This window comes from Cellulomonas aerilata, from assembly GCF_007991755.1.
GTDB lineage: Bacteria > Actinomycetota > Actinomycetes > Actinomycetales > Cellulomonadaceae > Pengzhenrongella > Pengzhenrongella aerilata.
In genome coordinates this window covers 272,703-286,879 of record NZ_BJYY01000012.1, presented here as the reverse complement: position 1 = coordinate 286,879, position 14,177 = coordinate 272,703, and the positions used below count along the sequence as shown (strand labels likewise).

Annotated in this window: 11 protein-coding genes; 4 read left to right on the top strand and 7 right to left on the bottom strand. The window is 73.5% G+C overall.

The genetic code is table 11. From position 1 onward, the window contains the following. Positions 1–204: 204 nt before the first annotated feature. Together CAE01nite_RS08280 and CAE01nite_RS08275 are read right to left on the bottom strand one after the other, a co-directional pair. Positions 205–2,436 carry a putative bifunctional diguanylate cyclase/phosphodiesterase gene (locus tag CAE01nite_RS08280; protein WP_146902615.1) on the bottom strand — a complete coding sequence of 744 codons (2,232 nt, stop codon included), beginning with the start codon at positions 2,434–2,436 and terminating at the stop codon, positions 205–207. A gap of 120 nt (positions 2,437–2,556) precedes the next feature. Then, a complete protein-coding gene (locus tag CAE01nite_RS08275) occupies positions 2,557–4,167 on the bottom strand; it encodes a methyl-accepting chemotaxis protein (RefSeq protein WP_222595854.1) in 1,611 nt (536 codons plus the stop codon). A gap of 290 nt (positions 4,168–4,457) precedes the next feature. On the opposite strand from CAE01nite_RS08275, the gene CAE01nite_RS08270 reads away from it, so the two are divergent. Next, complete coding sequence (locus tag CAE01nite_RS08270; RefSeq protein ID WP_146902613.1) at positions 4,458–5,867, top strand: MFS transporter; 1,410 nt, start codon at positions 4,458–4,460, stop codon at positions 5,865–5,867. Positions 5,868–5,924: 57 nt separating this feature from the next. On the opposite strand, the gene CAE01nite_RS08265 is transcribed toward CAE01nite_RS08270, so the two are convergent. From CAE01nite_RS08265 to CAE01nite_RS08250, 4 genes are all read right to left on the bottom strand, one after another. After that, positions 5,925–6,743, bottom strand: a complete 819-nt coding sequence (locus tag CAE01nite_RS08265; protein ID WP_146902611.1) for a carbohydrate ABC transporter permease — start codon at positions 6,741–6,743, stop codon at positions 5,925–5,927. Then, positions 6,740–7,678 (bottom strand): carbohydrate ABC transporter permease, encoded by a 939-nt coding sequence (locus CAE01nite_RS08260; protein WP_146902609.1) that lies wholly within the window; start codon positions 7,676–7,678, stop codon positions 6,740–6,742. Before CAE01nite_RS08260 ends, CAE01nite_RS08265 begins: the two co-directional genes overlap by 4 nt. Next, complete coding sequence (locus tag CAE01nite_RS08255) at positions 7,650–9,014, bottom strand: ABC transporter substrate-binding protein (RefSeq protein WP_146902607.1); 1,365 nt, start codon at positions 9,012–9,014, stop codon at positions 7,650–7,652. Before CAE01nite_RS08255 ends, CAE01nite_RS08260 begins: the two co-directional genes overlap by 29 nt. Before the next feature lie 129 nt (positions 9,015–9,143). After that, complete coding sequence (locus tag CAE01nite_RS08250; protein ID WP_371862892.1) at positions 9,144–10,280, bottom strand: carbohydrate kinase family protein; 1,137 nt, start codon at positions 10,278–10,280, stop codon at positions 9,144–9,146. Positions 10,281–10,337: 57 nt separating this feature from the next. On the opposite strand from CAE01nite_RS08250, the gene CAE01nite_RS08245 reads away from it, so the two are divergent. The 3 genes from CAE01nite_RS08245 (at position 10,338) to CAE01nite_RS08235 (ending at position 13,149) form a co-directional block, all read left to right on the top strand. Then, positions 10,338–11,726 carry a 6-phospho-beta-glucosidase gene (locus CAE01nite_RS08245; RefSeq protein ID WP_146902602.1) on the top strand — a complete coding sequence of 463 codons (1,389 nt, stop codon included), beginning with the start codon at positions 10,338–10,340 and terminating at the stop codon, positions 11,724–11,726. A gap of 81 nt (positions 11,727–11,807) precedes the next feature. After that, positions 11,808–12,275, top strand: coding sequence for a DUF2243 domain-containing protein (locus CAE01nite_RS08240; RefSeq protein ID WP_222595853.1), 468 nt, complete (start codon positions 11,808–11,810; stop codon positions 12,273–12,275). A 22-nt stretch (positions 12,276–12,297) separates the two neighbouring features. Beyond that, positions 12,298–13,149 (top strand): cytochrome c oxidase assembly protein, encoded by an 852-nt coding sequence (locus CAE01nite_RS08235; protein WP_146902599.1) that lies wholly within the window; start codon positions 12,298–12,300, stop codon positions 13,147–13,149. On the opposite strand, the gene CAE01nite_RS08230 is transcribed toward CAE01nite_RS08235, so the two are convergent. Beyond that, the gene (locus tag CAE01nite_RS08230; protein ID WP_146902596.1) at positions 13,095–14,153 is read right to left on the bottom strand and encodes a glutathione S-transferase family protein; all 1,059 of its coding nucleotides are present in this window, start codon (positions 14,151–14,153) and stop codon (positions 13,095–13,097) included. The genes CAE01nite_RS08235 and CAE01nite_RS08230 overlap by 55 nt on opposite strands. Positions 14,154–14,177: the final 24 nt, after the last annotated feature.

Sequence of the window (14,177 nt, the reverse complement as noted above, 5' to 3'; positions counted from 1 at the left end):
GGGCGATAAGGCGCCTAGAGCCCGCAGGTATTTTGGCGGGCGAGCGTGCGTTCGAGCGCGGGTACCTACGGTCGGGTCGCCGAAGCAGCCACCGTCGGCAGGGGACCGACGGAGGCGTGTCCTGCGCGTGAGGCCCACGGACGGCGCGTGCGGACCGGCCCGCTCGACCGTCGAGCCGGCCGGCGGAGGACCGCGCCGTGCGCGCTACGCGCGAGCGAGGGCCGTCGCGATGCGCCGGACGGCGTCCGGGACGTCGTCCGCCACGAGCGGTCGGCTCAGGTGGTACCCCTGCGCCAGGTCGCACCCGAGCCCTGCCAGCGCGAGCAGCGTGGCCTCGTCCTCCACCCCCTCGGCGACGAGGTGCAGACCCAGCGCGTGGGCCAGGTTGAGCGTGGAGCGCACGATCGCCGAGCTGCGGGCGCTGGAGCCCATGCTCGCGATGAACGAGCGGTCGAGCTTGAGCTCGGTGACCGGGAGGTCCTTGAGGTACGCGAGGCTCGAGTAGCCGGTCCCGTAGTCGTCGATGGAGACCCCGACACCCAGGCCTCGGACCACGCTCAGCGCGTCGACCGTCCGCTGCGGGTTGTTCATGAGGAGCTCCTCGGTCACCTCCAGCACCAGGCGCTCGGCCGGGATCCCGTGATGACGCAGCAGGCGTTCGACCTGCTGCGGGAAGGCGCGGTCCACGACGGCGGACGGGCTCACGTTGACCGCCACCCGCAGGTGCAGGCCCTCGTCGCGCCACTGCCGGCACTGACGCAGGGCGTCCTCCACGACCCAGGTGGTGAGCAGCCCCATCAGCCCGGCCGACTCCGCGAGGTCGATGAAGTCCCCCGGGCCGAGGAGGCCCCGGGTGGGGTGCTGCCAGCGCACGAGCGCCTCGACGGCGACCACGCGGCCGGTCCGCAGCTCCAGCTGCGGCTGGAAGTGGAGCCGCAGCTGCCCCTCGCCGATGCCCTGCCGCAGCTCGGCGATGAGCTCCAGGCGGCGCCGGCCCATGCCGTCGCGCGCCTCGTCGTACACCAGGACCCCCCGGCGGCGGCCCTTGGCCGCGTACATGGCGAGGTCCGCCACCTGGAGCAGCTCCTCGGGCGTGCCGGCGTGCTCCGGCGCGAGCGCGATGCCGACGCTCCCATCGATGACGACGGCGGCGGCCCCGAGCTGGACCGGGCGTTGCAGGGTGGCCCGCACGCGGGCAGCCATCCGCACGGCGTCGTCCTGCGTCGCACCGTCGAGCAGGATGGCGAACTCGTCCCCGCCCAGCCGGGCCAGCACGCCGCTGTCGGCGACCAGCTCGCGCAGCCACCTCGCGACCTGACGCAGGAGCTCGTCCCCCTCCCGGTGCCCGAGGGAGTCGTTGACCTCCTTGAACCGGTCCAGGTCGATCAGCAGGACGGCGCAGTGCCGGTGCGTCAGCTCACCTGCGCCGAGCAGGTCGTAGAAGTGACGGCGGTTGGGCAGCCCGGTCAGCTCGTCCGTCCGCGCCTGCCGGGTCACCTCGGCCAGGGTGCGGATCTCCTGCACGGTCAGCATGGTCCGGCCGACGACAGCGACGCCGGCGGCGAGTGCGAGCGCGGTGGCGGTCGTGGGCAGCGTGGTCGTCGTCGCGTGGAAGAGCAGGCCCAGGGAGGCGAGCGCGCAGGCGCCGGGGACGGCGAGCATGCGGAAGCCGCCCACGGTGACCACCTCGGCACCACGACGCCTCAGCGACGTCCAGGCGGCCGCGACGAGCGCGAGCCGGGCGAGCAGCCAGCCGAGGTCCAGCGGTCCGCCCCCCACGTAGGAGCCGGCGGCCACCTGCTCGGCGTACACCCAGTCGGTCACGGCGAACGTGAGGAACGACGCGGAGACCAGCCACCAGGTCCGCCCACCGGCGCGACCGAGCATCGCCAGCGCCGCGACGGCGACGGCGACGAGCATGAGGTCCGCGACCGGGTAGGCCCAGACGAGGTCCGTGGCGGCGTTGCCGGGCACGACCGGGTCGGCGCCCGGGACGTAGGCCACCGCCAGTGCCGCCGCCGTCAGACCGGCGACGACGCCGTCCAACCACAGCCCTGCCCACGCCCGCCGGACCTGGCCGTGCACCAGGCGCACCACGCCGACGAACAGCAGGACGTAGAAGGCGAGCCACCCGACGTCGGACCAGGTGAGGCCGCTCGCCGGCTGGAACTGGTAGTAGGCGTAGTACGCGATGCTCGCGCCGAGGGCGGACGCGAGCCCGGCGGCGATCCACAGCCACCCCGTCCTGCCGCGCCTGTCGACCACCGCCCGGACGACCACCGCCACGAGCACGGCGGCGTCCACGAGCCCGTTCAGCCAGCCGTCGATCGCGGCGCTGTAGCCGGGCTGAGGCCGGACGGCGGGCAGCAGGAGCAGCGCGTAGGGGAGCCCCAGGGCCAGCACGACGGCATAGGCACCGATGACCGCTCGACGCACGCCGCACCTCCCGTTCGCTGACCTGACACCGGACCGGGCACGCGCCCGGGCTTCACCGTACGACCACTCCGGCGGAGTCCGACCCTCTCGAGCGACGGCTGGACCCGACCACACCCGGCATCAGAAGCTGAAGGCACCGATGCGGTCGGTCATCTCGCGCGACGTGTCGGCGAGGTCTCCCGCGCTCGACCGTGCCAGGCCGATGTGACCGGTGGTGCGGTGGACCGCGTCCGCGATGGCGGTGATGCTCGCCGCGATCTCGCTGGAGCCGGTGGCGGCCTCGCCCACGCTGCGCGTCATCTCGTTCGTGGTGGCGGTCTGCTCCTCCACGGCCGACGCGATGGTCATCTGGTGGTCGTTGATGGCAGTGATGATGCCGGCGATGTCGGCGATGGCCTGCACCGCTGCGCCGGTCTCCTGCTGGATCGTCTCGACGCGGCTCGCGATGTCCTGCGTGGCGCGCGCCGTCTCCTGGGCCAGCTCCTTGACCTCACCGGCCACGACGGCGAAGCCCTTGCCGGCCTCTCCGGCCCGCGCCGCCTCGATCGTGGCGTTGAGCGCGAGGAGGTTGGTCTGCTCCGCGATCGAGGTGATCACCTTGACGACGTCGCCGATCTCGGCGGAGGAGGCCCCGAGGCGGGCGACCTGACGGTTCGTCCGTGCCGCGACGTCCGTCGCACGTGCCGCCACCTTGGCGGCCTCGGACGAGGTCTGTGCGATCTCCTGGATGGACGCGCTCATCTCCTCCGCCCCGGCCGCGACGACCTGGACGTTGCGCGACACCTGGTCCGCGGCCGCGGCGACCGCGCTCGCCTGCTCCGACGAGGTCCGGGCGGCGTCGTCCATCTCGGTGGAGACGTCGGTCAGGCGGCCCGAGGTGCTCACGAGGGAGCCGGCGCTCTCGGCGACACCCGTCATGGCTCCGGACAGTCGCTCGCACGCGCGGTTGTAGGAGGCGCCCATCGTGCCGAACTCGTCACCGGAGGTGACCGGCACCCGGCGGGTGAGGTCGCCCTCGGCGATGGCGGTGAGGCCGTCGACCTGGGACGCGACCGCGGACCGGATCCGCCGGGTCAGCCGCCACGACGTGAGCGCGGCGACGGCGAGGGCGAACGCGAGCAGGCCCCCGAGGGAGGCGCGTGCCGTGTCGACACGGCCGGTGAACTCCTCTCCGGCCGCGAGTGCCGCCAGGGGCGCCTCCTGCGCGCCGGTGAAGGTCCCCTCGTAGGCCTTGCGCAGGTCGCGGTGGGGACCGAGCGCTGCGGCGGTCGCTGCGGCGGGGTCGGACTCGTACAGGTCGAACTCCACCTCGAGCGCCGCCTGCCACGCACCGAGCTGCTCGCGCAGGGTCTGCACGGAGGAGACCTCGTCCGGTGTCAGCGCGTCCTCCTCGGCCTGGTCGAGCAGCCCGGCGAGCTTGTCGAACCGACCCGCGACCTCGTCGCGGAACTTCGGGTCACCGGTCAGGAGGTACCCGCGCTCGTCGTTGGCCGCGGCCTTGGCCGTCAACGCCGCCTCCTGCAGGCCGGTGATGTACGGGACCGCGTCCCCCACCTCGGCCGCCCGGGTGCGCGCCAGGCCGTCGATCTGCACCAGCGCGACCATCCCGAGCAGCGCCGCGACGAGCGCGACGAGCACTCCGCTGGCCGCGACCTTCGCCGCGATCGGCAACCGCGAGTACCACGAGTAGCGCCGGCCCCCGAGGTCGGGCGCGTGCAGGTCCGTCGACATGGGCTCCACCTTCCGGGCGAGCCGCTCGACCCGTCCCGGGGCCACATCGGCAGCGCGCTGCCGTGGCGGAGGACTTCCGCCGGACGGAGGCGACCGAGGCGGACGCCGGGCCGTGCACGACGACCGGTACGCATGGCGGACGACCGACGACCGGCCTGCGAGACGGGAGTAGGGTCGCCGGGCCGTCACGAGCGGCCCCGTCGTGCCGTCCTCGGCGCTCCACCGCGCCGGGCGCCCGATCGACGCCTCGCCTGACGCCCCGCCCCGCCCTGCCTACCGGAGCCCCTTCCATGTCATCTGTCTCGGCCACCTCCTCCGCCGCCGCCGCGGCCCCCGCACCCGGGAACTCCCGTGGTCGCGTCATCCTGGCCAGCCTCATCGGCACGTCGATCGAGTTCTACGACTTCTACGCGTACGCGACCGCCGCGGTCCTGGTGTTCCCGCGCCTGTTCTTCGTGAACGAGGACCCCACCACGGCCCTGCTCGCCTCGTTCGCCGTCTTCGGCGTCGCCTTCGTCGCGCGCCCGATCGGGTCGATCATCTTCGGCCACTTCGGCGACCGCATCGGCCGCAAGGGCACCCTGGTCGCCTCGCTCCTCGTGATGGGCATCGCCACCTTCCTCATCGGCTGCCTGCCCACCGCGCTCACGCCCGGCTGGGAGTTCCTCGCCCCCGCGCTGCTCGTCGTGATGCGCTTCTGCCAGGGCCTCGGCCTCGGTGGCGAGTGGTCCGGAGCAGCGCTGCTGGCCACCGAGAACGCACCGGCGAACAAGCGGGCGATCTACGGCACCTTCCCGCAGCTGGGCGCCCCGATCGGGTTCATCGTCGCCAACGTGCTCTTCCTCGTCCTCAACCTCTCGCTGTCCGCCGAGGACTTCGAGTCGTGGGGCTGGCGGATCCCGTTCCTCGCCTCCGCGCTGCTGGTGATCGTCGGGCTGTACGTGCGCCTCAAGCTCGTCGAGACACCGGCGTTCCAGAAGGTGATCGACACCGGCGAGGTCGCCAAGCTGCCCCTGGCCCGCGTCTTCGTCTCCAGCTGGCGCCCGCTGATCCTCGGGACGTTCATCATGCTGGCGACCTACGTGCTCTTCTACCTGATGACGACGTTCACCCTCACCTACGGCACCACCGCCTCCTCCGTCGAGGACGCCGCTGCCGCAGCCGAGGCCGCCGGCAAGCCGTTCAACGCCGAGGCGTTCGTGCCGGGTCTGGGCTACACCCGTGACGACTTCCTCGTCATGCTGATCGCCGGGGTCGTCTTCTTCGGCATCTTCACGCTGGTCTCCGGCCCGCTGGCCGAGCGGTTCGGCCGTCGCAGGACCCTGCTCACCGTCACCAGCGGGATCTTCGTCTTCGGCCTGCTCTTCTCGCCGCTCTTCGGCGGCGGCTTCGTCGGCACCATGGGACTGCTCGTCCTCGGGTTCACCTTGATGGGCCTGACCTTCGGACCCATGGGCGCGGTCCTGCCGGAGCTGTTCCCGACCAACGTCCGGTACACCGGGTCGGCGATCTCGTACAACGTCGCGTCGATCCTCGGCGCCGCCCTCGCGCCGTTCGTCGCGGTGGCGCTCTGGAGGGCCGCCGACGGCAGCCCGGTCCTGGTCGGCCTCTACCTCAGCGGATCGGCCGTCCTGACGCTGATCGCGCTGCTCCTGTCCAAGGAGACCAAGGACGTGTCGTACACCGACAACGTCTCCTGACGCCGGACGGTCAGCTGCTCCGACGCCCGGAGGCCGCGCTCGCGGCCCCGGGCGTCGTCACTCCCGGACGGCGCCCTCGATCATCCCGCGGATGAAGTGCCGCTGGAGGAACAGGTAGACCACCACGACCGGCAGGGCCACCAGGACGGCCGCCGCCGCGAGCAGGGTGGTGCCCTGCACCTGCTGGCCCTGGAAGAAGGCCAGGGCCAGCGGGGCGGTGCGCACGTCACCGCTCGGGGACATCACGAGCGGGATGAGGAACTCGTTCCACGTCCACATGAAGGTGAGCAGCACCAGGGTGGTGATCGCCGGTCGTCCGATCGGGACGAGGATCTGCCACAGGATGCGGTGGCTGCCCGCGCCGTCCAGGCGGCCGGCCTCGATGATCGACCGGTTGGCGCCGCGGAAGTACGCGCGCATCCAGTACGTCCCGAACGCGATGGACTGCGCGATCTGCGGGAGCGCCACCCCCCAGACCGTGTTCGTCAGCCCGAGGGACCGCAGGTCGAAGAACAGCGGGACGATGATCGCCTCGGTGGGCACCATGATGCCGAGCAGGAACACGTAGAACAGCGCCTGCTCCCCGCGGAACCGCATCGTGCCGAACGCGTAGCCGGCCATGACCGAGCACACCAGCGACACGGACACGACCAGGACCGAGACGACGACCGACGTCGCCATGTACTGGCTGAACCGGCCCTGGGTCCAGGCCGCGGCGAAGTTCTCGAGGTGGAGGGTCCGGCCCTCGCGCGCGACCGCCGCCGTCTCGGGCCCGACCGCGGTGAGCAGGACGGACAGGACCGGCCACAGGGCGAACGCCGCGAAGGCGACGAGGATGACGTAGTTGGCGGTGCGCTCGGCGCGCGAGGTGGTCATGTGGTGGACCTGTCCCCGACGCGGTTGACGACGAGGTTGATCGCGAAGATGAGCACCATCAGCGTGATGCCGACGGCGGCGGCCATCCCGACCTCGCCGAGCTGGAACGCGCGCCGGTAGACCTCGTAGCTCGGCACGGTCGTGGACGTGCCCGGGCCGCCGCCGGTGGTGACGTAGACCAGGTCGAACGTCTTCAGCGCGGCGATGATCGTCAGCGTCAGCGCGACCGTGATCTCCGCGCGGACCGCCGGCAGCGTGATCGCGACGAGCTCGCGCACCGCTCCGGCGCCGTCCAGCCGGGCCGCCTCGTAGAGCTCGGTCGGCACGCGCGACATACCCGCCAGCAGCAGCACCGTGACCAGTCCCATGGACACCCACGTGCCGATGGTGCCGACCGCGGGGAGGGAGTACGTGAAGTCACCCAGCCACGGGCGGGTCAGCGATCCCAGCCCCACGCCGCGCAGGGCGTCGTTGAGCCACCCGTCGGGCGCGTAGATCTGCCGCCACGCCACGGCGACCACCACCATCGCCACGACCTGCGGCAGGAAGATCACCGTGCGGAAGAACGGCAGCCCGCGGACGCGTCCCCGGTTGAGCACCGCGGCCAGCAGGAGCCCGATCGCGACCGGCAGCAGCGAGAAGAAGACGACGAGCACCAGCGCGTGCCCGAACGCCTCCCGCAGCCGAGGGTCGGTGACCACGGCCGCGTAGTTGTCCAGGCCCACGAACGTGCCCAGGGTCAGCCCGTCCCACTCGAACAGCGACAGCTGTGCCGCGCGCAGGATCGGGACCAGCAGGAACATGCCGTAGAGCACGAACGCCGGCAGAAGGAAGCCGTACGGCGCCAGCCGGCGCCGCCACGACCGTGCGGGACGACGCGCCGCGTCGCCCCGCACGGTCGCGGGGTCAGCCCGCAGCGCCGACGAACTGGCCATAGTCGGCCTCGAGGGCCTCCGTCAGCTCGGCCGGGGTCATCTCGCCGGCGATGAGGCTCTGCAGGGACTGGCCGAGCGTGTCGCCCATGGTCGGGGTCGCGTAGTCCAGGTACGGCAGCAGCGCCCCTTCCGTGGTGACCTGGCCGAACGCGGCGTAGATGTCGCTCTGCACCCCGCTCTCCGGGGCGAGCTCGGCCGAGCGGTTGACCGGCAGGTTGCCGGTCTCCGCGATCACCTCCATCGCCTCGTCGCTGGTGAGGAAGTCGATGTAGGCCGCGGCCACGTCCGGGACGTCGGAGTCCCGGGTGACCGCGAACGGCAGGCCGGTCCCGCCGGTGGTCGCCACCGGGCCGCCGGGCTCCGCGGCCGGGACGACGAAGCCGACGTCGTCACCCATGGCGTCCTCGAGGTCCGCACCGAGCCACGAGCCACCGATGAGGAAGACCCCGTCCCCCTCGGACAGCGCCTGCCAGGCGGCGTCGTAGTCGGTGCCGTTCGGGCCCTCGTTGAAGTACCCGGACGTCACCCAGCCCTGCAGCTGGGCGGCGGCGGCCTCGTTCTCCGGCGTGGTCCAGGCGGCACCCGCGTTGCCCAGCCCGAGCCTGGTGATGTCGGCCGGGTCGGTGTAGGCCGCCTGCAGCGGGCCGAACACGTGCCCGGCGGGCCACCCCTCGATGTTGCCCAGCTGAAGCGGGACCTCGCCGGCGGCCTTGGCCGTCGCGAGCGCGGCGTCGAGCTCCTCCCACGTGGTGGGGACCTCGAGGCCAAGGGCGTCGAGCTTGGACCGGCTGTAGTAGACGCCGACGACCTCGCCGACCTGCGGGAGGCCGTAGACGCTCCCCTCGCCGAAGACGGTCCCGTCCTCGGAGTAGGTCGAGTACTGCAGCACGCTCTGGGGGTACCGGTCGTGCCACCCGTACGCGTCGGCGTAGTCGTCGAGCGGCAGCAGCTGCCCGGCCTCGACGAAGGCGCCCATCGTCCCGCGGCCGTTGTTGGCCTGGACGACGTCGGGCGCCTCGTCGTCGGTCAGCGCCAGCCGCAGGGTCGTGGCCAGGTCGTCGAAGGACTGCGAGACCCGGTCGATCGTGATGCCCGGGTACTCCTCCTCGAAGGCCGCGTTGAGCCGCTCGATCTGCTCGTTCTGCCCGCCCCGGACCTCCTGGTCCCACACCGTCAGGGTGGCCTCGACGTCGGAGATGTCGGTCGACACCTCACCGGAGCCCGAGGGCTCGGCGGGCTCGTCGGCGGTGCCGGACCCCGGCGTGCACGCGGCCACGCCGAGCATGGTCGCGACCGAGATCACGGCCCACCAGCGGGTCGTCGTCGTCTGTGTCATGCCAGTCCTTCTCTCGGTGGTTCGGTCGTCGTGGTTCGGTGGTCGTGATTCGGTCGTCGGGACACATCCTCGTCCCGCCGGGCCCCCGCGCTCGTCCGCGGGCGGCCGGCGCGGCGGGACCGGCGGGCGTCACCGGTGCGGCAGGTCGCTCTGGCGCGTCAGCGTGGCCTCGGCGCGGCGGACCGCGTCGACCGGGTCCGTCGGCATGACGTCCCCGAGGAACCCGTACCGGGCGAGCAGCTCGTCGTCGCGCGCCTGCGCCTTCGTGCGGTGCCACCAGTCGGCGATGTCCCCCCAGCCGGGCGCCGCGAGCGAGCCGCCGAACTGCTGGACGGCGAGGCCCGAGCACAGGGCCGAGAAGGCCAGCCGGTCCTGCAGGGGCCAGCCGGCGAGCGTGCCGACCACGAGCGAGGCGGCGAAGACGTCACCGGCGCCCGTCGGGTCGGTCGCCGGGACGTCGATGCGGGGGACCTGCGCGCGCTCGCCCGTGGTCGCGTCGACCGCCATCGCGCCGTCGGCGCCGCAGGTCACCACCGCCAGGGGGACCCGCTCCGCGAGCCGGCCGAGGGCGGCCTCCGGCGTGCCGGTGCGGGTGTAGGCCATGGCCTCGACCACGTTGGGCGTGAACGCGTGGCAGTCCGCCAGGGCGTCCAGCGTGGCGACGTCCCAGGCGCCGGTGGGGTCCCAGCCGATGTCGGCGAACACCAGCGAGCCGGCGTCCGCGGCGGGCTTCCACCACGGCACGGCGCCGGCGGCGGCGCCGTCGAGCTCGATCATGACCGCCCGGGTGCGCGGTGCGGCGGCGACGAGCTCCTCGACCCGGACCGGGACGGTGTGACCGTGCGTGATCATGCTGCGGTCGCCGTGGGTCGCCACGGACACCGTCACCGAGGAGTGCCAGCCGGGCAGGCGCCGCGAGCACGACAGGTCGATGCCCTCCTGCTCCGCGAGCACGTCCCAGCACCACTCGCCGTAGACGTCGTCGCCGAACGCGGCCGCTAGCCCGGTGCGCAGGCCCAGGCGGCTGGCGGCCACGGCGAGGTTGGAGATCCCACCCGGTGACGACCCCATGCCGCCGGCCCAGACCTCCGTCCCGGGGGCCGGGTCCTGCGGGAGGTCGGTGAAGACGATGTCGAAGAAGACGTGGCCGGACAGCAGCACGTCCAGCTCGGCGGTCGGCGGTCCGCCGCCCGCGCGCAGGCGCGCCAGCGGGTCGCCGCGCCGCAGCGCCGACGTCGCCGCGTGGGCGACCGGTCCGTCCGTCACTGGTCCTCCGTCCGTGGCCGCCTCGCACGGGGCTGCCGGGGTGGAGATCATCACAGCATGAAGCTCACGATCGTCGGCGGCGGAGGATTCCGCGTGCCGCAGGTGTTCCAGGCCGTCGGCAGCCCCACGGCAGCGGTGCGGATCGACGAGGTCGCCCTGTACGACGTCGACGCCGACCGGCTCCGCGTCGTCGGGCGCGTCGTCGAGCAGCTGGCCGGCGCGCTCGCCGACCCGCCGCGGCTCACCGTCACCACCGACCTGGACGACGCCCTGCGCGGCGCCACGTTCGTGTTCGCGGCCGTGCGGGTCGGCGGCACCCGCGGCCGCATCCTCGACGAGCGCACGGCCCTGGACCTCGGCCTGCTGGGCCAGGAGACGATCGGGCCCGGTGGCCAGGCGTACGCCCTGCGGACCGTGCCGGTCATGGTGGCCCTGGCGCGCCGGATCGCCGCGGTGGCCCCGGACGCCTGGGTCATCAACTTCACCAACCCCGCCGGGATGGTCACCGAGGCCATGCGCGGCGTCCTGGGCGACCGTGTCGTCGGCATCTGCGACACGCCCATCGGGCTCATGCGCCGCGCGGCCGGGTCGATCGCCCGGGTCACCGGGGACGGGACCGGGACGGACCGGGGCTCCGGTGGCCGTGGCGTGCCCGGGGCCGGCGAGTTCGACTACGTCGGCCTGAACCACCTGGGGTGGCTGCGGTCGCTGCAGGTGGACGGCGTCGACCGCCTGCCGGACCTGCTCGCCGACGACGCCGCGCTCGAGGGCATCGAGGAGGCGCGGCTCCTGGGGCCGGACTGGGTGCGTGCCCTGCGGGCGCTGCCCAACGAGTACCTCTACTACTACTACTTCACCCGCGAGGCGACGCAGCGGATCGCGGCGTCCGGGGCGACCCGGGGGGAGTTCCTGCGCGACCAGCAGGCGCGCTTCTACCGCGAGGCGGGAGCGCCCGGTGCCGACGCGCTCGCGGTCTGGAGGGCGTCCCACCGCGAGCGCGAGGCCACCTACATGGCCGAGAGCCGCCCGGAGGGCGAGGAGGGCGAGCGTCACGCCGAGGACGCCGCCGGCGGGTACCACCAGGTCGCGCTGGACCTCATGGCCGCGATCGCGACCGACCGGCCGGCGACGATGATCCTCGACGTGCGCAACGGTGACCTGGTGCCGCAGCTGCCTGCGGACGCCGTCGTGGAGGTCGGCTGCGTGGTCGACGCCCGCGGCGTGCACCCGTGGCCCGTGGCCCCCGTCGAGGGGCACATGGCCGGCTTGATGGTGGCCGTCAAGGCGGCGGAGCAGCTGACGATCGCGGCCGCCCTGGAGGGGTCGGCCGAGCTGGCGTGGAAGGCGTTCGCGGTGCACCCGCTGGTGGACTCCGTCGCGGTCGGGCGCTCGCTGCTGGACCGCTACGTGCAGGTCTTCCCCGAGCTCGGGCGCGCCCTGTCCTGACCACCCGGCGGCCGACCTCGTCGCCGGGTCGATGCGGGTGCCGGTGGCTACCGTGGGGAGCCCGACGCCAGGAGCCCCGTGATGCCGCGCCCTCGTGACGCCAGCCGCACCCCCGTCGACCGTCGGCGGTCGATGCTCGTCGCCGCCGCGGTCGGCGTGGGCCTCATGGCCGCGGTCGACGAGATCGTGTTCCACCAGCTCCTGGGCTGGCACCACTTCTACGACCGCTCGACCTCGCAGGTCGCCCTCGCCTCCGACGGCGTGCTGCACGCCGTCGAGCTCGTCCTGCTGGTCGCGGGCTTCTTCGGCCTGTCCGACCTGCGGCGTCGTGCGGCGCTGGGGCGCACGGCGGCGTGGGCGGGACTGCTGCTGGGGGCCGGCGGCTTCCAGCTGTTCGACGGCGTCGTCGACCACAAGGTGCTGCGCGTGCACCAGATCCGGTACGGCGTCGACCTGGTGCCGTACGACGTCGCCTGGATCGGCGCGGCGGTGCTGCTGCTCGGGGCCGGCGCCGTGCTCGCCGCCCGGTCGCGGGGCGGGCCCGCGTGACGACCCGTCGGCGCGTCGCGCCGTGAGCCACGCGCACGGGGCGGCCGCCGGGCCGCCGGGCTGGCTGCTCGCGGCAGCCCTCGCCGCCGTCGCCGTCGTGCTGTACCTGCGCGCCGCCAGGGGGGTCCGCACCGGGACCGGTCGCCCGTGGGGCGCGCGCCGGACCTGGGCCTTCCTCGCCGGGGTGGCGGCGGCCGTCGTGGCGGTGTCGCCCCTCGTCGGCGACGCGACCGGCGGCGCGCGCGGCCACATGGTGCAGCACGTGGTGCTCGGGATGGCGGCGCCGCTCGCGCTCGTCCTCGGCGCGCCCGTCACCCTGGCGCTGACGTCCCTGCCCGTCGCCGCACGACGCCGGGCCGTCCGGGCGCTGGCGAGCGCACCGGTCCAGGTGCTCGCGCACCCCGTGACGGCCGGGCTCCTGCACGTCGGCGGCCTGTACGCGCTCTACCTCACGCCCCTGTACGCCCTGACGCTGCGCAGCCCGGCCGTGCACCGCGCCGTCCTGGTGCACTTCCTCGCGGCCGGGTGCCTGTTCGCGTGGTCCCTCGTCGGGCCCGAGCGCACGTCCCGCCGGCCGGGCCTGCGCACCCGGGTGGGGGTGCTCGTCGTCGCCTCGGCGGCGCACGGCTACCTCGCCAAGGTGCTCTACGCCCGGGCCCCGCTGCTGCCCGCCGGGAACGGGCACGGCGTCGGCGAGCTGCAGGACGCCGCGCGGTGGATGTACTCCGCCGGGGACGTCGCCGAGGTCGCCCTCGCCGCCGCGCTGTTCGCCGCCTGGCACCGCCGTCGGCGCCGGACCTCGGTCCGGCGGGTGACCGCTCAGGCGGCCGGCCACCCCGCGGCGGAGTGCTCGACCGGCACGACCTCGGCCTGACGGGGCGGACCGGGCGGCGTGCCGTCCCCGAAGGGCCGCCCGCCCAGCGCCTCGCGGCCGTGCGGCGTCAGCCATCCGGACGGGTCCGGACCGACCGGAACGATCCGGGTCGGGTTCAGGTCGGTCTGGACGACGTAGTAGTGGCGCTTGATGTGGTCGAAGTCGATGGTGTCGCCGAACCCCGGCGTCTGGAACAGGTCGCGTGCGTAGGCCCACAGCACCGGCATCTCCGTGAGCTTCGACCGGTTGCACTTGAAGTGCCCGTGGTAGACGGCGTCGAACCGGGCCAGCGTGGTGAAGAACCGGACGTCGGCCTCGGTGATCGTGTCCCCGACGAGGTACCGCTGGCGGGCCAGCCGCTCGCTCAGCTCGTCGAGCCGGCGGAACAGCCGGGCGAAGGCCCGCTCGTAGGACGTCTGGTTGCCCGCGAAGCCGCAGCGGTAGACGCCGTTGTTCACGTCCCGGAACAGCACCGTGACGATCTCGTCGATCTCGGGGCGCAGCGCCTCGGGGTACAGGTCCGGCGCGCCCTCGCGGTGGTGCGCGCGCCACTGCGTCGACAGGTCCAGCGTCATCTGCGCGTAGTCGTTGGTGACCACCTGACCGGTCGCCACGTCGACGATCGCCGGCACCGTGATGCCGCGCTCGTAGCCGGGGAACCGCGCGAGGTACGCGTCCTGCAGGCGGGGGATCCCCAGCACCGGGTCGACGCCGCCCGGGTCCAGGTCGAACGTCCAGCTGCGCCGGTCGTGCGTGGGGCCGCAGACGCCGAGCGACAGCGCGTCCTCGAGCCCCAGCAGCCGCCGGACGATCGACGCCCGGTTCGCCCACGGGCACGCGCGCGACACGACGAGCCGGTACCGCCCCGGCTCCACGGGGTACCCGTCGCGCCCGTCCGCCGTGATCCGTGTGGTGATGTAGTTCGTGTCCCGGGTGAACTCCTGCCCGGCGGTGACGTATGCGCCGGTCGTGTCCTGCCCCGTGGTGTCCGGCGACGTCGTCATGGCCCCTCGCTGCGTCCTGGTCGC